Source organism: Marinobacter sp. B-12 (assembly GCF_056857915.1).
Genome location: NZ_JBSXOB010000064.1, coordinates 351,433 through 373,110, shown reverse-complemented (window position 1 = coordinate 373,110; position 21,678 = coordinate 351,433). Strand labels below are relative to the sequence as shown.

Below are 21,678 nucleotides of genomic sequence, written 5' to 3'. Positions count from 1 at the left end.
ATGAAACAGAAAAACCGTTTGAAAATACGCAAATATGATTCATAGTTAACAGAGTATCCATAATCGTAAGATACAATGTGCGGTATATGTATCGTCAGCCATTAAAGGCAGGGCGACCATCGGCCAGATCAGAATGCCGACAAGCTAAGGTAAGCTCAGGAGAAACAAGAAATGACCGGTAAGATTTCCCACATCGTTATTACAGCCGTAGCGGTTTGCCTGCTGGCTTTTTCCTCCGTCGGCCACGCCCAAGCCATTGACGAAGAGCCTACAGCGCTGGCAATGACAGGTGATGCGCTGTTTGTTCGCCCGGCCCTGTTTGCCACCACCATCGTGGGAAGCGTGGTTTACCTTGTGTCCCTGCCGTTCTCCGCACTGGGCGGTAACGCAGCGGAAGCCGGCGAGGTTCTGGTTGTTGGCCCGGCCAAAGCCACCTTTGTTCGCTGCCTCGGTTGTACTCGCACCGGCAGGAAACAACAGCCCATTGAACAAAGCAGTAACTGATCCGTAAAAACCCGCCTTGCCAATTTGTGCATTCTTCGGCAGCCTGACGTTTAACCAACTTCAGGCTGTTTTTGTTTATGGTGAACTGGCACTCCCTTGAGACGGTGTTCCTGGATATGGACGGAACACTGCTCGACCTGCATTTCGACAACCATTTCTGGCTTGAGCACCTGCCCAGGCGTTACGCCGAATACAACAACCTCAGCCCGGAAGAAGCCCGCGACACCATCATCCCGATGATCATGGCCGAGCGTGGTTCCCTGAACTGGTACTGCACCGACTACTGGAGCGACCGGCTGGATATGGACATCACCGGACTCAAGGCCGAAGTGGGAGAACGCATTGGCTACCGCCCGCATGTGACGGATTTTCTCGACGCTGTCCGTGATACCGGCCTGCGCTCGGTGATTGTCACTAACTGCCATCCCGACCCCCTCAGCCTGAAACTTCAGCGAACCGGCCTGGACAGCCGGGTGGACAACATCATCTCTAGCCACCAACTGGGCAAACCCAAGGAAGATCCCGCCTTCTGGCAGGACCTCGCCGGCCTTGAAGCCTATCAGGCTGCCGCCACATTAATGGTGGACGACAGCTTCCCGGTCCTGGAAAGCGCCCGCACCGCCGGCATCGCCCAATGTCTTGCCATTCTGGCACCAGACAGCAGGCAACCCGCCCGCGACCGGCACCCTGATATCCCCTCGATCCATCATTTTGATGAAATACTGCCGGCACTGCGTCAGCGCCAACCCCTGCCATCCGGCCAGTGAGCCAGCTATACTATGCGTATACGCTCATCAGGTGAGGAGAAATGACGGCAACCACCACTGACGACACCCGCGTAAGACTCGACAAATGGCTGTGGGCAGCACGTTTCTACAAAACCCGCAACCTCGCCAAGCAGGCCATCGAAGGGGGCAAGGTTCACTACAACAGCCAGCGAACCAAACCCGGAAAACTAGTGGAGCCAGGCGCCAAAGTTACCCTGCGGCTGGGCTGGCAGGAACGCATTGTGGTAGTGGACGACCTCAGTGACCGGCGCCGGGGCGCTCCCGAAGCCCAGAAGCTTTATCACGAAACCGACGACAGCGTGAAACGCCGGGAAGAACTCTCGTGGCAGCGCAAAACCATGCAGGCGGCGCAGCTACCCCCGGCCCGACGGCCTTCCAAGAAAGACCGACGGGACATACAGCGCTTCCGGGAACAGAACGGGCTCTAGCATTCCTGTTTTCCGCCCCAATGATCACCGTTTCCGACTTTAACGCTCAGGAGAAATACCAATGGCATCCCGGGACCAGTTCCAGCGATTTATTTTTGAAGACAGCCAGGTCCGGGGAGCCTGGGTGAAGCTGAACGACAGCTACAGCGAAATAGGCAACCAGGCCCCCTACCCCGCCTCCGTGCGGCGCATGCTGGGGGAATCCCTGGTGGCCAGCGTACTGATGAGCAGTACGCTCAAGTTCGAAGGCACCCTGTCCCTGCAAGCCCAGGGCGACGGCCCGTTGCGCACGCTGATGGCCGAGTGCAGCCATGACCGTTTCATCCGCGGCCTGGCCCGTTACGACGAACACGCCGTGACCGAGGACTCCCTCAATGCGCTGCTGGGCGAAGGCCGCATGGCGATCACCATCTCCCCGGACAAAGGCCAACGCTACCAGGGCGTGGTGCCCCGGGAAGAGGAAAATCTGGCCGGCTGCCTGGAAGAATACTTCGAACGCTCCGAGCAGATCCCCACCAGCTTCTTCCTGTTTGCCGATGAAAACTGCAGCGCCGGCCTGATGCTGCAGAAACTGCCCGGCAACACAGAAAAGGATTCCGACCTGTGGGATCGCCTTAACCACCTGGCCAGCACCGTCGAAGCCGAGGAGCTATTGACCCTCGACAGCGAAACCGTGCTCCATCGCCTGTTCCACGAAGAGACGGTTCGCCTGTTCGATGCCGAACCGGTCGCCTTCCGCTGCAGCTGTTCGCGGGAGCGAACCCTGGGCGCCCTGGAATCCATCGGCAAGGAGGAGTGCTACAGTATCCTCGACGAGCAGGGCTCCATCGAAATGGACTGCCAGTTCTGTCATCAACACTATCGCTTCGATAGAAACGATATTGATCACCTTTTCACCGGCCATACGTTACACTGAACACCCGGCTGAATGGCCCGGAAGCCAGTCGTAGAGCGGCTTCCGGGGCAGTCGTTTTTTACCGGCGTCTCTGGCATAATAGCGCGCCTGAATTGACCCGATTGCTCAGATTTCCGTCAATTTTTAGGGGGGACGGCCCGAGCAATCACGATCACATCCCGAGGGCGAGGTCGAAGTGAGTAACACTTATAATGATCTGAGTGCAGCACAACTGGTTGAGCAGGCACTGGAAAGACGCGAGGGCCAACTGGCCGCAAATGGTTCCCTGGTGGTCAAAACCGGTGAACGTACAGGCCGGTCCCCGAAAGACCGCTACATCGTCGAAGAGCCCAGCACCTCTGACGATATCCATTGGGGCCCCATCAACCGCCCGTTCGACGCGGACAAGTTTGATGCCCTCTGGGATCGCGTTGAAGCCTACATCGCCGAGAAAGACAGCTTTGTAAGCCAGGTACACGTCGGCTCCGACCCGGAACACTACCTGCCGGTACGCATGACCACCGAAACCGCCTGGCAAAACCTGTTCGGCCAGAATCTGTTCATTCGCCCGGATAGCTTCAACCCGGCCGACAAGCAGGAGTGGCAGATCCTCAACGCCGCCAATTTCGAGTGCGTGCCCGAGCGCGACGGCACCAACAGCAACGGCTGCGTGATCATCAACTTTGCCAAGCGCAAGGTACTGCTGGCAGGCATGCACTACGCCGGCGAAATGAAAAAGGCGATGTTCTCCGTACAGAACTTCCTGCTGCCGGAAAAAGACGTGCTGCCCATGCACTGCTCCGCCAACGTCGGCGAAGACGGCGAAACCTGCCTGTTCTTTGGCCTCTCCGGCACCGGCAAGACCACCCTCTCCGCCGACCCCGATCGCTTTCTGATCGGCGACGACGAGCACGGCTGGGGCCCAGGCACCGTCTTCAACATTGAAGGCGGCTGCTACGCCAAGTGCATCGACCTGAGCCAGAAAAACGAACCCATCATCTGGGACGCCATCCGCTTCGGTGCCATCGTTGAGAACGTCACTATCGACCCGGAAACCCGCGAACCGGACTATACCGACGTCTCCCTCACCGAAAACTCCCGCTGCGCCTACCCGCTGGAGCATGTTGAGAAGCGAGTCATTGAGAACCGCGCCGGCGAGCCGTCACACATCGTTTTCCTGACCTGCGACATGACCGGCGTACTGCCGCCCGTGTCCATCCTCAGCAAGGAAGCCGCGGCCTACCACTTCCTCAGTGGCTACACTGCGTTGGTGGGCTCCACGGAAATGGGCTCCTCTTCCAAGCTGAAAGCCACCTTTTCCACCTGCTTTGGCGCACCTTTCTTCCCGCGCCCGGCCGGCGTCTACGCCGAGCTGCTGATGAAGCGCATGGACGAATTTGGCAGCAAGGTCTTCCTGGTGAACACTGGCTGGACCGGCGGTCCTTACGGCGTGGGCGAACGCTTCAGCATCCCCACCACACGTGGCATCATCGCCGCCATCCAGAATGGCGACCTGGACGATGCCGAAACCGAGCACCTGCCCACCCTGAACGTGGACGTGCCAGTTGACGTACCGGGCGTGGACAACAACCTGCTAAACCCGCGCAACACCTGGGCCAGCAAGGAAGACTACGACGCCAAGGCCGCCGAACTGATTGGCCAGTTCGTGGAAAACTTCAAGAAGTTTGATGTTTCCGACGCCATTGTGGAGGCCGGGCCAAAAGTGTAAGCCCGCCTCTGCTGAAGAAAGCGCCCTGCTCTTTGAGTACGGCGCTTTTTTTGTATCTGAGTAGGCCCGTCACGTACGACAGCTACGAAAACTCAACCCCTCTCTCAGGGGTGGGAAAACCGTGCTCGGCGTTGCGCCAGTGACCACCCTCACAACTCGAAATTCATAACCACTTCTGGCGCCTGGATGAAATGCCCCTGGAAATAGCGAACGTTTCGCTCCCAGAACCAGGACACTGCCCTGGCATCCTCCACGCCCGTGGCCACAATCGGCAAGCTGGAACCAAAAATGGCGGTAAGCTGGCGGATCAGGTTTTCGAGCTCCGGTGTCTGTTCCACAGTCGAGCCATATTTTGGCCCAAGTTTCACGAAATCGACGGATTGCAGTTCTTTCAGCAAATCAATGGTCGCCTGACTGATATCGATGTGTTCGATAATCAGTCCGCAGTCCATATCCTGAAGCACCTTGAGCACCTGTCTGGCCTTCGCCACATCCGTAAACACGGTTGGACTGGATAGGGCAAGATAGATTCGGCGTTTACCCTTGATGCGCGCGTTGCGCATCTGGCTGGTGAGAAATGGAATCAACTTCGCCACGTCCGTCATTGGTGAGGCAAGCTTAATGGCCACAGAGTGGCTGGCAGCGGCTTTCCCCTCCAGCTTTGAGAGCCCCTCCAATGCGTGCTCCATAACCCAACGATCCAGATCATAGAGAGATCCATGACCGCCGTCTGCCAATTGAGGTAAAAACTGGCCGGGGAAATACACGGCGTTGTCCTCGTCCACCAATCGTACGAGTGCCTCAAACAGTATGTCTCCGGAATCCATATTCACGATCGGCTGATAGTGCAACTTGAAGGCTTTGGCATCCAGCAGTTCACGTATACGATCATCCAGATTACTGTGCTCAGAGCGCTCCGGCGGCTGGTGCCACATCAGGCATCCGCCTCCCGCTTGCATTGCCTCGCTACAGGCCTGCTCGACTTCCAGTAGCGCTTTGTCTTCATTCACCGCTTCGGTAAGGGGCAGCACACCGATGCTGAGGGTAATCGGGATGGGCGGCTCGCCCAGAGCCCACCCCTGACTGTTCAAACGCTGGTGAAAATGCTCAAGGTACGCGCCGACTTCTGTACCCGCGGGAATAATGACCTTGAACAGAAAGCTACCACCCCCCAAAGCACAGCCGGAATCACTCACACCCAACTGATTGGCAAAGTTCTGCTCCATGCGAGCAGTGAGACTCGCCATAGCGCGCGCTCCGTACTGAGCGCGCAGATACTCTTCCCGGTCAATGCCAACCTGCACCAAAAAACAGTCCTGACTGGCCGGCGTCGTTTCCAGGTAGGCAATCGAGGTAGCCAGTTCGGTCAGGAAATAGTCGTGGTTTTGCAGTCCCTGGCGTTCGTTGCGCTGGCTCACCAGGTTGATGCGCGCTGAAAGCAGCTGAGCCTGCGCGAGGTGATAATGAAGCGCGGCCAGAAACCGCTCGTTGTCCAGCGGTTTCTGAAAAAATTCGTTGCCCGTCATGCTGTACTTGCCAATCTGCTCCGAGACCGCTTGTGAGGCCGACACAAATAGAATGGGAATGGTCATGTACCGGGCATCCTGACGTAGCACCTGTGCCAATTCCAACCCCTGGACCCCGGGCATCTCGTGGTCAAGTACAATGGCGTCCGGCTCGAATTGTTCAATGCGATCAAGGATTCGCACCGGCTGAGACAGACCTTCAACCTCATAGCCTTGCCCAGCCAGCAGACTTTCGTAGTAGGCGAGTAAATCGCTGTCGTCTTCCACCCAAAGCACCCGCGGTCTTGAGCCCGCGTTGGCATTCAGCAATTGCTCGATCTGCTTCTCCAGGTCTCCCAGATCCAGGGGTTTGGTGAGATAGCTATCCGCCCCGGCCCGGAGCGCGCGCATTCGCGCGACCATATCGCTGCGAGCCGACATCATGATCACCGGTATACTGGCATCCCATCGGTATTTCAGTCGCTCAAGCCAAACGATCCCTTCCAGTGCGCCCTCGGGGAAACTGATGTCCAGCAGAATCAGGTGATGATTGTGGTCGTCCACTTTCCGGCTGTATGCCTCTGGCGTCTCGAAGCACTCCACTGTATAGCCCAACTGCTCCAGCCAACTCTGCAGAAAATCCGACTGATTACGATCATCTTCAATGACGGCAATGCGATGGTGGCTCTTTGTGGCCGCCCTAACCGCCGTTACCGCTTGGATTGGTGTGGCCGTATGGATTGCTTTCTCAATGGCTCCTACCAGATTGTCGAGAGACGTCTCGATTGCATGTCGCTCGTCCACCGTTACATCCGGTTTGTTCAGCACTTTCTGCAATTGATCTTCCAGAATCCGGGCTGAGTGGCTGATGTCTGGGAACTGAAAGGTCGCACCACTGCCATACAACTTGTGGGCACACTGCGTCATGGTAGTCAGCGATTTCGAGTCCCAACTGACGTGCTGCAGCCAATGCCAGGACGCATGGAGTTCTTCCAGACGCGCAGGAAGACGTTCAATATATCGCTGCCTCAGCTCTTGGCCCTTTGGCCCCAGGTCGACGCCTGCCATTGTTGAACCTCATCTACTATGCATGGATGATATGAGTATGAATCCGGTCTCACGTTGTAGCGATACGTTGGAGTAAACGAGAATCCGATAGCAATGGTTTCAAACATTTCTGAAACTGCCACACCTCGCCGTCAGGCACAATGGGCAGGGTGAGTAACTCTCGAACCTTAACCGGCCATTCAGGCCTGGATCGACGGTATGAAATCGCTACCGGGATACCTCCGGATGCCAGGGATTAAATAAGGTTGAAGACTCCACGGCGATAACAATAATCGCTATGCTTTGATCTGGGTGGTAGAACAATGCAATCTACTCATATCCAGGCATTTAAATCGTCCTGTCTTGGAATGGAGTCTGTACATGCAGCCAAAAGACGTCGTGGAGCAGTTCATCGCCGATACCCGGGCTCATCGCTTTGATGAGGCAAAAGCGTGGCTGGTTGCCGACGGGTTTGAATATGTGGGGCCGAACATGCATTTCCTCAGTCCGGATGACATGTTGTCCTATCAGTTCGGGATGGCCGCCATCCAGAAAGACCTCGTCCTCCGCCAGCTCAGTGCCGACGGGGAGCACGTATTCGCGATTCTGGATTACCGGACCAACTTTGAACCAATTGGGGATGTGCGACTGGCCGTCTGGTTCCGCGTGCGCAACGATAAGATCCAGACGGTTGAAGCCTTCTATAATGCCGCGGTGGTTGAGAACATGCTGGGAGGCAACCTGCCTTCGGCTAACTGACGCTGACGGGAACCAGAGGACATGAAAGAAACCGGAAAGATCAACTATGTTGAGCTCCCTTCGCGAGATCTTGACGTCACGAAGCGGTTCTTTGCCAGCGCGTTTGGCTGGTCGTTCATAGACTACGGGCCAGAATACGTTGCTATTGAAAATGCCGGGCTGGATGGTGGCTTCTTCAAATCCGATAAAGCCGCCACCACCAGTAACGGCAGTGCCCTGATTGTCCTCTACAGCACTGACCTGGATGCCACCCTCGACAAAGTAACGTCTTCGGGTGGCACCATCGTGCAGGGCATTTTTTCGTTTCCGGGCGGTCGCCGTTTTCATTTCTCGGACCCCAATGGCAATGAGTATGCCGTTTGGTCTGAGCCAGTGGTGTAAACCGACTTCAGGAGCCCAAAATGCCAAGGAAGACATTGCGCAATATCAGCTTACCAGCACTTCTCACCCTCCCTGCCTTGACGTTAGCCGGCCAGCCCACATCGGTTGACTACCTCGCCAGCAAGCCTTTGCTGCTGGAAATCCGCTACTGTGAGTGCCCGGCCACCACACCTGGTGGCGCCCCAGGCGATGTGTTGCCGGAGTTTCTGGATGAGTCGAGGGCTCTAAGGGTGGGAGCAGTCACAACCGAACACAGTAACTTTGTTGCTTCGCGGGCGCTCTCCATGGGATATGAGATCAGCCCGGTGGAAAAGCCCTCGGGTTCGTTCCAGATCACCTATGCCAGTGAATACACAACTCTTGATGGCAGCCTCTCAGGCCAGGGGACGCTGGTGCTGGAAGCAGGCCAATGGGTAAGTTTTCTCGGATCCAGCCTCCAAACTGAAGCCGGGGCGAAACATATCGGTGTTGCGCTTCGGCTGGTGGATCAAAGCGCCTCCCAATAGAAAGCACCTCCTAATAGAGAGAAACGCCGTCGATGATACGCATTCCTTTTCCCCAGGCACCGGACTACCCAGATGTTGAACCGGGTTTCGATGGGCCAAAGGTGGCGGCGATTCATGGCCTCATGGGCCATGACCTTATGCGGAAACACCTGCTTCGCATGATGAGGGAGACCGGTTACCGCGATGCAACGATGTACAGCCATTTGCATCCCACGAAAGCCATCGCGGACGATTTATGCGAAGCAGTTGGCGCCAACCGCAGGATAGCCATCGTCGGCTATAGTCAGGGCGGTTTCGAGGCGATCAAGGTGGCACGTGAACTCGCCCGGCGTGACATCACAGTCGACCTGGTTGTGACCATTGCGGCGGGTGGCTTGGGCCGAACGTTACCGGCCCAATGGGGGTTCAATCCCCGCGAAGTGCCGGCCAACGTATCCAGATGCCTGAATTTTTTCTCCGAGGGCGACCGGCTTGGCTCCGATCAAAAGCCTGAGCGCAATCTGGTGCAAGCCAGCCGCTCAGGCCAGTACGTTGAGAATATTGTCTTCCCGAAGGACGAACACATATCCCACGTTCGATTGGTCATCTGCTACCCGGAGTCACGAGTGCATCCTACCGTCAGAGCTCAGTTGCTGGACCGGCTGCAAACTGAACTGGCGACGTTGACCCGCCAGCATCATGTTTCCGGCAGTGCTGAACGCGCCTCAAAGTAATCCGCAGATTTTACCTCTTCCTTCAGGCTGGCGAGTCCCAGCTTTCGGAGCTCTGAGGTTTCCATCGCTTTTTTCATCAGCATCCGGCTATTACGCCCTGAATTGGGGAACACGCTCTGCCCGGCCCGAAGTTCGAGCGTAACGCCCCCATCCGTTTCTCTCGGAAGGTCACGAAGACGCTGGTACATGTCTTCGTACTTGTGGTGGGCAGGGTTCGTCACGATCAACACAAACGCACTGGTTGAATAACGTGACAGGTAAGTTCCGTCATCAACGGCTGTCGTCACAGCCTTGGCAAGAGCTGCTATTGCCTCCTCAGCCTGGTTGTCGGGAATGTCCCGATGGTTGGCAACCTCCAGGTAGAGCACCGCGAAGACGTGTCTGTCGGTTTCACTCCTTGCCAGCTCCCTGACCAGATGATTCGCCAGGCTGGCCCGGTTGGGCAGTCCTGTGGTCGAATCGTACAGCGCTTTGCGCTCGACACGCTGTGATTCCTCCAGCGCCTGTATTTCAGCGTTCCGGCGTTGCTTGACGTCATTGGCGGAGGCATAAAGAGCAATCAGGATTAACACAACACTGACCAGAGCCAGAGGAGCTCCCAGCCAATCACCCGATAGCAGGTTATCTGCGGCGGGCATGGCGTTTTCAGGATAGATCATGGCGGCCATGCCAGTGTAGTGCATACCGCAGATAGCTACGCCCATGGCCAGGGCGGCGCCGAGCTGGAGGGCGGTTCCTTTCAGGCCTTGTATTGACTGCAAACGGCGGCAAATGAACATGGCCACGCCCGAGGCTCCGACCGCAATAACAACGGAAGCACTGAATAAAACCGGGTCGTAACGCATCCCCGGCTCCATCTCCATGGCCGCCATGCCGACGTAATGCATGGAGGTAATGCCGCCGCCCATAAACAGGCTGCCGATGACGATCTGCAGCGCGCCCGCTCGGTCCTTGCCGATGATATGGAGGGCCAGCCCCGAGGCTCCCACAGCGGCAACCCAGGAAATCAGGGTAATGGTGAGGTCGTAGCTCATTTCCATCGGCATCACATAAGCCTGCATGCCTACGAAATGCATAACCCAGACCCCGGTCCCCATCGTCAGAGCCCCGAGCACCAGCCATAGTCTGGCTTTTGCCTGTTCGAGAGTTACAAGCTGTGCGCCGAAATAAAGCGCGCTGTACGACGCCAGAACCGCAACCACAAAGGATGCGGCAACCAGGGTGTAATCGTAATATCCCGTCATTCTGAAACCCGTTTTCTGGATGGATGCTGTTCACGATCAGTTTCGCCAGTGGCCAAACTGCCGTGAAATGAGAAATCCATCACACTTACGGGCTGTGTTGTTCTACCGTTTCAAAAACAATGTGAATTCTCGTGAAATGTACAATGGCGAAGTCGGCGGCTTACCACTGCTCCCGGTCTTCCGCGCTCTCCTCCGCCTCGACTTCGGCCTTGCGCTCCTGAATCTTTTTCATCTTTTCATCAGAAATCTTCATGCTGTTAGCATTGTCACGCAGCACCATCAGGCTGCCGACTATCAGGGCGAAAGCAACTAGGACAATAACCCATCCGATAAGAGGCATGGCTTGGCTCCTTCAATGAACCCGTTTACCTTATAGTGGACCACACGCCTTCAACCCGACAACCGGATTCGGAAGTTACTCCATGTCCTTCTCCAGAATTTATAATCAGGCGGCCGCCCGAAAAGGAGGCGAAGTCGCGCTACGTGCCATGCTGCCGCGGGTTGCAGAGCCCGGTGAGCTCGAAGCCATGGGTGACGACCGCTACCTGTCGGAAGTTACCCGCTGTGTCTTTAAAGCGGGTTTCGTGTGGCGGGTAATCGAGAACAAGTGGCCGGGGTTTGAAGATGCCTTCAAGGGATTCGTGCCGCTTTACTGGCAGCAGGTTCCGCCGGAAGTGCTGGAGGAACTGGCACAGGATGAGCGCATTGTGCGCAACATGCAGAAAATTCGCACGGTGCCTGACAACGCCCGGATGATTGTGGATGGCGCCCGTGAGCACGGTGGCTTTGGCGCTTTCCTGAGCCAGTGGCCTTCTCACGATCAGGTCGGCCTGCTGATGTGGTTCAAACGCCACGGTGCCCGCCTTGGCGGCAACACCGCCCAGAATTTCCTGCGCCGGGTAGGCTGGGATGGCTTTGTCCTGTCGTCGGATGTGGCTGCCGGGCTGCATCGCGAAGAACGGCTCGATGCCAGCCCCGGCAGCAAAAAGGCCCTGGTGCAGGCACAGCAGGCCTTCAACGACTGGCATAAGGAAACCGGCCTGCCCTACAGCCACCTGTCGCGAATTCTGTCTTACTCAGTGGGAGACTGACCGTTTCGGCCCTACGTCTTTATCCCGTGGGTATTTTGCTATCACTGTCCGCCAATGGCAGGATAAGCGCTTTCCGTTGTCATGCTGAAGGGCGCTATGAATCCCACCATTGAACTTCTTAAATCACACCGTTCGATCCGCAAGTTCCAGAACCGCAGGATTCCCCGCGAACTCTTCGAGGAACTGATCCGGGCCGGCCAGAGCGCCGCTACATCCAGCCACGTGCAGGCCTACTCCATTATCCATGTGGTCGATCCGAGGAACCGAGAGGCCCTGGCCGAGTTGAGTGGTGGCCAACGCTATGTGGCGGAAAGTTCAGATTTCCTGGTGTTCTGCGCGGATATGAAACGGGCCACGGATGCGGCGGAACGCGCGGGTGCCGAGGTGGTCCGCGGGATGACCGAGCAATTGTTGGTGGCCAGTATCGATACCGCCCTGGTGGCCCAGAACGTTGCCACAGCGGCGGAATCGGAGGGGCTGGGCCTGTGTTATATCGGTGGCATCCGCAACAACCCATCGGAGGTCAGCGAGTTACTACGCCTGCCAGAGCACGTGTATCCGGTATTCGGCATGTGCCTAGGGTATCCGGACCAGGCTCCAGAGGTGAAACCGCGACTGCCACTGGCGTCCATCCTGAAAGAGGATTACTACCAGAGCGAACGCGATGCGGAGCTGGTGGCAGAGTTCGACACTACCATGAACACCTATTACCAGGCCCGCACCGGGGGCACCAAGGACACCACCTGGTCGCAACAGCTGAAACCACTGTTTACATCCAAGTTGCGCCCCCACATGCGGGATTTCCTGCGTGGCAAGGGCTTCGAAATGAAGTAATGATGATCGCCGGGATACTTACCCCGGCGCACCTACCAGCGAGCGGTATACATCCACCATCGCCAGGGTCACCGCTGTGCGGCTACGCACAGCGGCATCCCGGGTAGCGGTGAACTCCTGTTCCGCCGTCAGCACCTCGAAATAGCCGATAAATCCCTCCTCATAGCGAGCCCGGGCCAGTTCCACGGCGTGCTCGGCGTTATTCATTGCCTGTTCCAGCCGCTCTTCCCGCTGTTGCGCCCGCTGATAACGCACCAGCCGCGTTTCGGCCTCTTCCAGGGCTTCCAGCACCGTTTGCTGGTAGCTGGCCAAGGCCGCGCGGCTATCGGCCCCTGCCGCCTCGATACGGGCCTTGACCCTGTCGTGGTCCAGGAAGGTCCAGTCGATACCGAGGGCAACGCGGCGGGTTTCCGCCGAGCCAGTGAACAGATCGCTGGTGTCGCCGGCAACGGAACCGATCAGTCCGCTCAGGGTAAAGCGAGGGAACAGGTCAGCGGTGGCCACCCCGATGCGGGCGGTGGAGGCCGCCAGACGTCGCTCAGCGGCGGCGATATCCGGGCGGCGGCGCAGAACCTCCCCTGGGCTATCCACGGGAATCGTCGGTAATGTTTCCGGCAATGCCCCACGAGGCGACAGGGTTTCGACAAGCGCCATCGGCGGCTGGCCAGTCAGCACAGCGATGCGGTGCATGGCCCCACGTATCCCGGCCTGCAGGGTGGGCAACTCGGCCCGGGTCCGTTCCAGTTGGGCGCGGGCACGCACCTGATCAAATTCGGTACCACGCCCGGCTTCCACCCGGGCTTCCACGATGTCCAGTGACTGCTGCTGCAAAGCCACACTCTGGCGGGCGACCTGATACTGTTCCTGAAGGCCTCGCAGCTCAAAATAACTGCTGGCCAACTGCCCCGCGATCGCCACCTGGACGGCACCGAGATCGGCACCGGCCGCCTCAAGTTCCGCCCTCTGGGCCTCGGTAGCACGACGCAGGCGTCCGAACAGATCCAGCTCCCAACTGGCGGCAACACCAGCCTGGTAACGCTGCACCCGCTCCGGACCGACACCCGGGGGAGACTGCTCAATATCCGCCAGATACTGTTCGGCGGCAGAGGCGCTGGCGGTGACGCTGGGCCACTGATCCCGCTCGGCGCCATACAGCAGCGCGGCCGCGCGCTCATAGCGAGCGACGGCGCCTTCCAGGCTGAGGTTGGCGGCCAGGGCATCATCGATCAGGCGTGCCAGCATAGGATCATCAAACCCCTGCCAGAAACGCTGCTGGTCGGCTCCACCGGCAACCATGGTTCGCCCTTCCGAAAACGCGTTCGGTTCCGGTGTCGCCGGGGCCTGGTAATCCGGGCCCACGGCACATCCCGTTAACAGGGCCATAGCCCCAGTCATGGTGATGACTTTAAGCATGGCTACCTCCTGGCAATGCGTCTTCGCCGTCATCGGAAGACAGTGTGGATGTATGATGGCTTTTCAGCGGGTGGCTTCCAGAGAGCTTGCGCAGCGCCACGTAGAACACCGGCGTCAGGAACAGGCCAAACAGGGTGACCCCGATCATGCCGGCAAACACGGCCGTGCCCAGAGCCTCACGTACCTCGGCGCCCGCACCGGTAGCCAGCACAAGGGGAACAACCGCTGCCGTGAAGGTGATGGAGGTCATGATGATGGGCCGCAGCCGCAACCGGCAGGCTTCCAGCGCCGCCTCTACAATGCTCCGCCCTTGCAGCTCGAGCTCGCGGGCGAATTCCACGATCAGGATGGCGTTCTTGCAGGCCAGGCCAATCAACACCACCAACCCCACCTGAACGAAGATGTTGTTGTCCCCGCCGCCAAACCACACGCCAATCAATGCCGAGAGCATACACATGGGCACAATGAGGATCACCGCCAACGGCAGAGTCCAACTCTCATAAAGCGCTGCCAATACCAGGAACACCAGCAGGATGGCCAGCGGGAACACCACCAGCGCGGCATTGCCCTGGGTGGCCTGCTGATAGCTCAGGTCGGTCCATTCAAACGCCATTCCGGCAGGCAGCACCTGGTCCGCCAGTGCGGTCAGCGTATCCATGGCCTGAGCCGACGACAGCACCCTTGGGTCCGCCTCCCCGGCAATGTCCGCAGCGGGGTAGCCGTTGTACCGCAATACCGGGTCCGGTCCGAAGCTCTGGCGGATGTTCACCATGGAGCCGATCGGCACCATCTCGCCCTGGTCGTTGCGGGTACGCAGGCGGGCAATGTCCTCCACGCTGTCGCGGTAGGGGGCGTCTGCCTGGGCGATGACCTGCCAGGTACGACCAAACCGGTTAAAGTCGTTGACGTAGGTGGACCCCAGGTAGGTCTGCAGGGTGTCGAACAGTTCGGTCAGGGGCACGCCCTGGGCCTTGGCCTTGAGCCGGTCCACTTCCGCATCCAGTTGCGGCACATTGGCCTGGTAACTGGTGATGGGATACCCCATGCCCGGTGTCTGGCTGATGGCCCCCTGGAACTGGTTCACCGCGTTCTGCAGGGCCCCGTAACCGAGATTCCCACGGTCCTCGATGAACAACTGATAGCCGGAGCCGTTGCCCAAGCCCAGGATCGGCGGAGGCATGAAGGCGAAGGCAAAGCCTTCTTTCAGCCCGCTGATTCGCTGGTTGATCTGAGCATTGATCTCCGCGGCACTGAGGTTGCGCTCGTCAAACGGTTTCAGAGGGAAGAACACCACACCGGTGTTGGAGGTATTGGTGAACTGCAGTGCGTTCAGGCCGGGAAACGCCACGGCGTTGGCCACACCCTCGGTCTCCATGGCGATGTCGGTGACTTTCTGGAGCAATTGATCGGTACGCTCCAGGGAGGCGCCCTCCGGCAGTTTCACACCGGCGATCAGGTACAGCTTGTCCTGGGTCGGGATAAAGCCTGGCGGTACCGCCTTGAACATCAGCCCGGTGCCGGTCAGCAACAGCGCATAGACCACAAACACAGCGCCACGCCGGCGCAGGGAACGGGACACTCCGCCCTGGTACTTCCCGGCGCTGGCGTTGAAGAAACGGTTGAAAGGCCGGAACACCCAGCCAAACAACGCATCAATCACTCTCTGCAACCGATCTTTGGGCGCGCTGTGGGGCTTTAGCAACATCGCCGCCAGAGCTGGAGAGAGTGTCAGCGAGTTGATGGTGGAAATCACCGTGGAAATGGCAATGGTCACCGCGAACTGCCGGTAGAACTGGCCGGTCACCCCGGAGAGGAACGCCATGGGAATGAACACGGCGCACAGCACCAGACCGATCGCAATGATGGGACCAGACACTTCCTTCATGGCCTGGTGAGCCGCCGCCAGCGGTTTCAGGCCTTCCTCGATGTTACGTTCGACGTTTTCCACCACCACGATCGCGTCGTCCACCACGATGCCAATAGCGAGCACCAGGCCGAACAGCGTCAGGGTATTGATGGAGTAGCCCAACAGGTATAGCGCGCCGAAGGTGCCAATGACCGACACCGGTACTGCCAGCAACGGGATAATCGACGCCCGCCAGGTCTGCAGGAACAGCGTGACCACCAATACCACCAGCAACACCGCCTCCAGAAGGGTGGCAATGACCGCCTTGATGGAGTCGCTGACGAAGATCGTAGTGTCGTAAACCGCTTCATATTCAACCCCTTGAGGGAAACGGGAAGCCAGTTCATCCATGGTTGCGATCACTTCGTCGCGGATTTCCAGAGCGTTGGCGCCCGGCGCCTGGAAAACACCCAGGGCCACCGCATCCTTACCATCCAGCTGCGAGCGCAAGGTGTAGTCACCGGCCCCCATTTCCAACCGGGCCACGTCTTCCAGGCGCAGAATCTCGCCGTTGTCGCCACGCTTGAGCACAATGTCACCAAACTCTTCCACCGTCTCCAGCCGGCCACGGGCGTTGATCAGTGTCAGGAAGTCGCTGTCCGGGACCGGCTCCGCGCCAATCTGACCGGCTGATACCTGCACATTCTGCTCACGCATGGCGCGGACCACATCGCTCGCCGTCAGACCACGGGCGGCAATACGGTCCGGGTCCAGCCAGGCGCGCATGGCGTAATCACCGCCACCAAAGATCTGCGCGTCGCCAACACCCTGGATACGGGCCAGCCGGTCACGCACATGCAACCGCGCGTAATTGCGCAGGTAGAGCGTGTCATAGGTGCCGCTCGGCGAGGTCAGGTGCACCACCATCAGGAACGTGGGCGACTGCTTCTGGGTCGTCACGCCCTGGCGCCGCACCTCCTCCGGCAGCCGGGCCTGGGCCTGGCTGACACGGTTTTGCACCCGCACGGTGGCTTCCTCGGCGTCGGTGCCTGGCCGGAAGGTGACAGTCATCTGAAGAACGCCGTCCGAGCCCGCCACGGACTTGAAGTACATCATGTCTTCAACGCCACTGATGGCTTCTTCCAGCGGCGTGGCCACGGTTTCTGCAATTTCCTTGGGATTGGCGCCGGGGTAGACGGTGCGCACGACAACCGACGGCGGCACCACTTCCGGGTACTCGCTGACCGGCAGGTTCGGAATGGAAATCAGCCCGATGGCAAAGATGATGATGGACAGCACTGCCGCGAATATCGGCCGGTCGACAAAAAATCGGGAGATATTCATTGCGCCAGCTCCTGAGCTACGACAACGGCGCCTTCTCCCCGGGCGGATTCTTTCATGGCAACCAGCTGCGGCTTGACTTGCATACCGGCGCCAAACACCTTCTGCACACCATTAATGATCACAAGGTCGCCATGGTTGAGGCCTTCACGGATCACCTGCAGATCATCCACCTGACGGCCAGTGGTGACCTGCCGGGGTGCAACCCGATTCTGTTCATCCACCACGTAGACAAAACGGCGGTCCTGGTCAGTCAACACCGCCTTGCGGCTTACCAGTAGTGCCTGGTCCAACTCGGCAACGGGCATTTCCACGCGGGCAAACTGGCCGGGTTTAATCAGACCGTCCAGGTTGTTAAGCACGGCACGGTACTGCAGGGTGCCGGTCCCCGGGTTCAGGTGGTTGTCGACGAAGTCCAGCTCGCCCTTGTACTGACGGCCGCCCTCGCCACCCAGCGAAATGCGCACACCCCTGGGCTGGCCATTGGCAAGTAACTGCTGGCTACTGAACGCGGATTGTTCGTCGGCTTCGAAGTACACGTGCACCGGATCCACCGAAACCACGGTGGTGAGCAGGCTCTGGTCGGCGTTCGCCAGGTTGCCCTGAGTCACCAGGGCCCTGCCGGTACGGCCGCTGACGGGTGCGGTTACACGGGTGTATTGCAGGTTCAGCTCGGCGGTATCCAGAGCGGCCTGGGCCGCCTGCACACGGGCCCGCGCGCTCATCAACGCGGTATTGCGCTGATCGTATTCCTCACGGGATATTGCCCGGCTTTCCAGCAGCGTCCTGGCCCGACCAGCTTCACTTCTGGCCAGATCAAGCTGGCTGTTGGCCAGCGCCAATTCAGCGCTGGCCGCCTGCTTTTGGGCTTCGTAGGGGCGTGGATCAATCTGGAACAGCAGATCCCCGGCTTTCACCAATTCCCCTTCTTCGAAGGCCACTTCATCGATGTAGCCACTGACGCGGGGCCGCAAGTCCACCGTTTCCGGCGATGCCACACGGCCAGTGAATGCTTCCCAGAGAGTGACAGGTTCCACGACCACTTCCGCCACATCCACTTCCGGCGGAGGCGGCATGCTCGCCGCTTCATCGCTTTGCGCCTCGCAGCCGGTCAATAAAACAGTTATCGCTACAGCCAGGCCCAGTAAACGGCCAGACCCTCTGAACGGTTTTGCAGTCAGACTTTCCATGGTTTCTCGCTCCGCTATCGGGGCCGCCTTGTGGGCGTTCCCGGTGTTGCCAAGTAATCGGTTGGATCACTTGTTAAGTCGCGTGGGGTATAACAAATTCGACACGAAGCCTATTTCCTCAAGCTAACTTGAGGTCAATGGCCCTGAATCGAAATGCTGGCTATGGGTGACATAGCGCTGGTTTATCGGATCGGGTAATGTTTACCCAACGGGAGCACAACAATATCCAGTGGAAGGAGAAAAGCGGTATCGGGTTACTGCGGGAAGCTTGCCCGATTCTGCCGGCATGATTTATGCCGGAGAGGCCGGGTTGCCGATTTCTGCGCGGTCATTGCCTGATCCTGCAGAAAGCGCATGAGACCCCGTACAGTTCAGGTTATGAAGGATTATACTGCCGCTAAAGGGAGACCCACCGATGACTGCCAACGTTCCTGAGATTTCCGGAAATCTCACGCTCAACCTGCAGCAACAGCTCGCTCGTGTCGCCCGTCAATGGACGACACACCAGGGTATTCAGGGTTCCGCCATTGATGGCCTGGAATTAATACGCTGCGACGAGCCTTCCAGCTGTGGGTCCAGTGTCTATGAACCTTCTTTATGCTTCGTGATTCAGGGCACCAAAATCATCCAACTGGGTGACCGCGAGATCACCTACCAGCCCCTTTCCTATCTCGCCAGTTCGGTACATCTTCCGGTACTGGGGCGAATTGTTGATGCTTCGGAGGAACACCCCTATCTGGCAGCAAAGCTCAAGGTAGACCCTCAGGAAGTGGCGGAGCTGGTGCTCGAACTGGGTGACAAGGCACCCCCGCTGCACCCGAACGAAGCCTGCCCAGAAGTGCAGTGTGGCCTGTGCATGTCGTCGATGGATGAGCGGATGCAGAGCGCGCTCTACCGGTTGCTCAGCCTGCTGGATTCTCCCGGTGATATTCCTATTCTGGCGCCTCTGGCTCGGCGGGAAATCATCTATCGCGCACTGATTGGCGAGATGGGGTCACGGATGCGCAAGTTTGCCGCCACCGATTCCCAGGCACACCGCATTTCCACGGTCATTTCGACGTTGAAGGACCACTACGCCGAACCGCTACGAATCAGTGAACTGGCGGAAGCGGCCAATATGAGCGAGTCCACCCTGTACCACAGTTTCAAGCAGGTGACCCGGATGTCGCCACTGCAGTTCCAGAAGAAACTGCGTCTGCATGAGGCCCGGCGCCTGATGCTGACCGAGGGGCTTGAGGCTGCCACCGCCAGCTATCGGGTGGGTTACGAAAGCCCTTCGCATTTCAGCCGCGAATACAGTCGCCTGTTCGGTGCACCGCCCAGGGCCGACGTTACTGTGCTGCGTGGCGAACACCGAGCTGCAGAGCCCGTTTGACCCCTGAAACTCAGGCGTAGAACAGCAGCGGCACAAACGCCACCAGTACCAGTGAAATGCCCATGGCAATCAGTGGCATGATGATACGCTCGTGGCGCTGGTAGAAGGTGCCCTCTTCCTGCTGTGCCGCCAGCACTTCCGCTTCCCCGACGACCTGTCGCGTCAGCAGGTGGTTCAGTGCCACCGGCGGGCTTAGATAACCCAGCTCAAAGGCGACCAGGGTTACCATCCAGAAGTGAATCGGATGTATGCCACTGCTGTAGGCGATGGTAGCCACGGTGGCGGTCACCAGGATAACGGCTCCGAAGGCGTCCATGATCATGCCCAACACCACCAGGATCAGCACCATCAGCAGCATGGCAGACCAGGCACTGTCGAATGCCTGAGGGAAGGTTTCCATAATGTGGGAGCGTTCGATCACCCCGCCGATACTGACCGAAAGACCCAATAGCAGTAACAGCGCGCCGATTTCCGCCGTGGTGTCGTTGGTGGCCGAGCGCAAGCTGCGTTCCAGGCCCTGGTGATTGATCTCGCCACTGGCCCGACCCTTACGGTTTTTCAGGCTGACATGTTCGTACAGCAGGATGGCCAGCATGATTACCGGCAACAACCGCGGGGCAGAGAATTCATCCATCTGCACATCCAGCGCAAAACGGTACAACAGAACCACCGCTGCGATCACCAGCGCATAGGGGATCAGATGCTTCAACGCTGACATCATCGGTGATAAGGCCGTGGAAGCCGGAGCCAGGTTAAACCAGCTCTGACGGTTCACCGTGAGGGCCACCACCGTGAACATGGTCGCGGTGAGCACGAACACCCATATACCCCAGCCAAACAACTCGTCCGTGGTGACTTCCCTGTTCAGGTAGGCAATGACCACCACTAGCAGGCAGGGCCGCACGACCACACCCATGGAACCGGACATGGCGGTTGCCGCCAGGGCCAGGTGACGGCGGGCACCGGCAGCACGTAGTTCGCTGTAAATAACCGCACCGGCCGCAATGACAAAGATCCCGGACGCGCCAGTGTAGGCAGTGGGCACCGCAGCCACCAGCACCGCTACGACAGCGAGCATTTCAGGCGGCATGCGCCAGGGCCGGAAGACGTTGAACACCAGGGTGGCCAGGCGCGTCTGCTTCAGCATCATGCCTACCCACACGTACAGTCCGACGTTCAGGAACATGTCGGAGAGCTCCATCATTTTGCCCAGATAGATACCAATACCAGAGGCGTGACCAATCAGCGCAAAATAGGTCCCCGATATAAGACACATGGCGGTATAGAGAGGCACCGCCAGGAAGGCCTTGTTCAGATCACCGCCTTCCCTCAGGTCATCCGGCACCCTGACGAGCCGGTACAGGCTGGTAAGCGTCAGTGCGGCAAAACCGGTAATCCACAGGTTATGGAGTAACAGTTCATCGGACGACATGGTGGTGTCGGCGCCAAAACTGGACTGGCGGAAGATCACGCTGGACCCCAGAAGCATGGCATTGGCGACGGTCTGCAGCGTGTGGGAAACCATGTAGTCCAGGCGGGTTTCCATGGCCCGCATGGCAATATGGTGGCGAGTCAGGGTGGCGGTCACCGCGCACAGCATGACCAGGATCACCAGTATGTAGCGCTGGGACTCCAGGCCGAGGGCGATCAGGTCGGCCACAAACAGCTCCACAGCCCGGTAGGCTTTTACGCCGGGAGTAAGCTTGTCCTTGAGATTCTCGTAACTCTGATAGCTCTGGCGGCAGTCCGCCACCGAACGTTCGATGGCCAGACGAACCTCATCCGGGTCTTTCTCGGACTCTCCCAGAAGGGCCGCCATGGGGTTGTCGGAGCCCTCTTTCGCCAACTCTTCCTGAACAGCGGCGTCGATGTCCACGTTCGGGTCACAGGTGGGTTGTACCGGGTCGATCCTCAGCTTGTAGTAGCCGCTCCACAATTGCTCGCCGCCGCGCAGCATCTGATTGTGGATGTCGCTACTGGTGGAAAACAGCACCACCGACAGCAGAAGCAGACAGGCCGGCAGAGAGGACAACCACTCCAACCCATTACGTCGAAAACCACCCTGGGACATAACAGTTTACTCTGGGAA

General features: G+C 58.5%; 19 protein-coding genes. 12 read left to right on the top strand and 7 right to left on the bottom strand.

The window, feature by feature from the left end:
- The first annotated feature begins 171 nt into the window (after positions 1-171).
- The 5 genes from AC13D2_RS20510 (at position 172) to AC13D2_RS20490 (ending at position 4,344) form a co-directional block, all read left to right on the top strand.
- Positions 172-504, top strand: coding sequence for a hypothetical protein (locus AC13D2_RS20510; protein ID WP_286811038.1), 333 nt, complete (start codon positions 172-174; stop codon positions 502-504).
- Between the two features lie 77 nt (positions 505-581).
- Positions 582-1,271 (top strand): GMP/IMP nucleotidase, encoded by a 690-nt coding sequence (gene yrfG, locus AC13D2_RS20505; protein ID WP_036211304.1) that lies wholly within the window; start codon positions 582-584, stop codon positions 1,269-1,271.
- Between the two features lie 41 nt (positions 1,272-1,312).
- Positions 1,313-1,720: a ribosome-associated heat shock protein Hsp15 gene (gene hslR / locus AC13D2_RS20500; RefSeq protein WP_007154261.1), complete on the top strand. Its 408-nt coding sequence runs from the start codon at positions 1,313-1,315 to the stop codon at positions 1,718-1,720.
- A gap of 61 nt (positions 1,721-1,781) precedes the next feature.
- The gene (gene hslO / locus AC13D2_RS20495; RefSeq protein WP_286811037.1) at positions 1,782-2,636 is read left to right on the top strand and encodes an Hsp33 family molecular chaperone HslO; all 855 of its coding nucleotides are present in this window, start codon (positions 1,782-1,784) and stop codon (positions 2,634-2,636) included.
- A gap of 175 nt (positions 2,637-2,811) precedes the next feature.
- The gene (locus AC13D2_RS20490; protein ID WP_286811036.1) at positions 2,812-4,344 is read left to right on the top strand and encodes a phosphoenolpyruvate carboxykinase; all 1,533 of its coding nucleotides are present in this window, start codon (positions 2,812-2,814) and stop codon (positions 4,342-4,344) included.
- Between the two features lie 149 nt (positions 4,345-4,493).
- Here AC13D2_RS20490 and AC13D2_RS20485 read toward each other — a convergent pair whose 3' ends face one another.
- Positions 4,494-6,917, bottom strand: a complete 2,424-nt coding sequence (locus AC13D2_RS20485; RefSeq protein ID WP_482939095.1) for a response regulator — start codon at positions 6,915-6,917, stop codon at positions 4,494-4,496.
- 360 nt (positions 6,918-7,277) lie between these two features.
- Here AC13D2_RS20485 and AC13D2_RS20480 point away from each other — a divergent pair, with 360 nt between their 5' ends.
- The 4 genes from AC13D2_RS20480 to AC13D2_RS20465 are packed head-to-tail and all read left to right on the top strand — an operon-like array spanning position 7,278 to position 9,255.
- Positions 7,278-7,655 (top strand): nuclear transport factor 2 family protein, encoded by a 378-nt coding sequence (locus AC13D2_RS20480; protein ID WP_286811034.1) that lies wholly within the window; start codon positions 7,278-7,280, stop codon positions 7,653-7,655.
- A 21-nt stretch (positions 7,656-7,676) separates the two neighbouring features.
- Positions 7,677-8,036 carry a VOC family protein gene (locus AC13D2_RS20475; RefSeq protein WP_286811033.1) on the top strand — a complete coding sequence of 120 codons (360 nt, stop codon included), beginning with the start codon at positions 7,677-7,679 and terminating at the stop codon, positions 8,034-8,036.
- A 20-nt stretch (positions 8,037-8,056) separates the two neighbouring features.
- Positions 8,057-8,542 (top strand): hypothetical protein, encoded by a 486-nt coding sequence (locus tag AC13D2_RS20470; RefSeq protein WP_420389845.1) that lies wholly within the window; start codon positions 8,057-8,059, stop codon positions 8,540-8,542.
- A 32-nt stretch (positions 8,543-8,574) separates the two neighbouring features.
- The gene (locus tag AC13D2_RS20465) at positions 8,575-9,255 is read left to right on the top strand and encodes a lipase family protein (RefSeq protein ID WP_420389846.1); all 681 of its coding nucleotides are present in this window, start codon (positions 8,575-8,577) and stop codon (positions 9,253-9,255) included.
- Here the strand turns inward: AC13D2_RS20465 and AC13D2_RS20460 are convergent.
- A complete protein-coding gene (locus AC13D2_RS20460) occupies positions 9,219-10,499 on the bottom strand; it encodes an MHYT domain-containing protein (RefSeq protein ID WP_482939094.1) in 1,281 nt (426 codons plus the stop codon). The two genes, AC13D2_RS20465 and AC13D2_RS20460, sit on opposite strands and share 37 nt — an antisense overlap.
- 160 nt (positions 10,500-10,659) lie before the next feature.
- Positions 10,660-10,839, bottom strand: coding sequence for a DUF2897 family protein (locus AC13D2_RS20455; protein ID WP_286811029.1), 180 nt, complete (start codon positions 10,837-10,839; stop codon positions 10,660-10,662).
- An 82-nt stretch (positions 10,840-10,921) separates the two neighbouring features.
- Between AC13D2_RS20455 and AC13D2_RS20450 the strand changes: the two genes are divergently transcribed.
- Together AC13D2_RS20450 and nfsA are read left to right on the top strand one after the other, a co-directional pair.
- Positions 10,922-11,590 (top strand): DNA-3-methyladenine glycosylase I, encoded by a 669-nt coding sequence (locus AC13D2_RS20450; protein ID WP_286811028.1) that lies wholly within the window; start codon positions 10,922-10,924, stop codon positions 11,588-11,590.
- A gap of 96 nt (positions 11,591-11,686) precedes the next feature.
- A complete protein-coding gene (gene nfsA, locus AC13D2_RS20445; RefSeq protein WP_286811027.1) occupies positions 11,687-12,424 on the top strand; it encodes an oxygen-insensitive NADPH nitroreductase in 738 nt (245 codons plus the stop codon).
- Positions 12,425-12,442: 18 nt separating this feature from the next.
- Here nfsA and AC13D2_RS20440 read toward each other — a convergent pair whose 3' ends face one another.
- From AC13D2_RS20440 to AC13D2_RS20430, 3 genes are read right to left on the bottom strand one after another with little or no spacing between them, the layout of a single operon-like run.
- Positions 12,443-13,837, bottom strand: a complete 1,395-nt coding sequence (locus tag AC13D2_RS20440) for an efflux transporter outer membrane subunit (RefSeq protein WP_482939093.1) — start codon at positions 13,835-13,837, stop codon at positions 12,443-12,445.
- On the bottom strand, positions 13,830-17,027 hold the full coding sequence (locus AC13D2_RS20435) for an efflux RND transporter permease subunit (RefSeq protein ID WP_286811025.1): 3,198 nt from the start codon (positions 17,025-17,027) through the stop codon (positions 13,830-13,832). Before AC13D2_RS20435 ends, AC13D2_RS20440 begins: the two co-directional genes overlap by 8 nt.
- A complete protein-coding gene (locus AC13D2_RS20430; RefSeq protein WP_482939092.1) occupies positions 17,024-18,214 on the bottom strand; it encodes an efflux RND transporter periplasmic adaptor subunit in 1,191 nt (396 codons plus the stop codon). The genes AC13D2_RS20435 and AC13D2_RS20430 overlap by 4 nt, the downstream gene beginning before the upstream one ends.
- 415 nt (positions 18,215-18,629) lie before the next feature.
- On the opposite strand from AC13D2_RS20430, the gene AC13D2_RS20425 reads away from it, so the two are divergent.
- Positions 18,630-19,589, top strand: coding sequence for an AraC family transcriptional regulator (locus AC13D2_RS20425; protein ID WP_482939091.1), 960 nt, complete (start codon positions 18,630-18,632; stop codon positions 19,587-19,589).
- A gap of 10 nt (positions 19,590-19,599) precedes the next feature.
- Here the strand turns inward: AC13D2_RS20425 and AC13D2_RS20420 are convergent, their stop codons facing one another.
- Positions 19,600-21,660: a TRAP transporter large permease subunit gene (locus AC13D2_RS20420; RefSeq protein ID WP_482939090.1), complete on the bottom strand. Its 2,061-nt coding sequence runs from the start codon at positions 21,658-21,660 to the stop codon at positions 19,600-19,602.
- Between the last annotated feature and the right edge of the window lie 18 nt (positions 21,661-21,678).